The following is a 246-nucleotide window of genomic DNA, read 5'->3' as shown; positions in this document are numbered from 1 at the left end:
GTATCGCAAAAACGAGAAATAGCCGTCTATAAAAAGGCCGTCTGAAAACAGATTTTCAGACGGCCTTTTCTTATGTTTAAAAATTAAAATTCATCTTGAGCCCAACGCGTAGAACGCAAAATGCTGGAATCCACATCTTGAATATTGCGATAACCAGTAAATGCCATGGAAATATCCATTTCTTTATACAGGATTTCCAGCGCACGGGTTACGCCTTCTTCACCATACGCACCCAAACCATACAGA

General features: G+C 40.2%; 1 protein-coding gene. It reads right to left on the bottom strand.

Going from position 1 to position 246, the window contains the following annotated elements; translation table 11 throughout:
• Positions 1-83: 83 nt before the first annotated feature.
• Positions 84-246: alpha-hydroxy-acid oxidizing protein (locus ACTHSQ_RS11395; protein ID WP_440375967.1), on the bottom strand; the 163-nt coding region annotated here is incomplete at its 5' end.

The organism is Neisseria sp. P0009.S008 (assembly GCF_051958615.1).
GTDB lineage: Bacteria > Pseudomonadota > Gammaproteobacteria > Burkholderiales > Neisseriaceae > Neisseria > Neisseria subflava.
The sequence above is the reverse complement of the archived record's forward strand: the minus strand, read 5'-3'. Positions and strand labels throughout refer to the sequence as shown.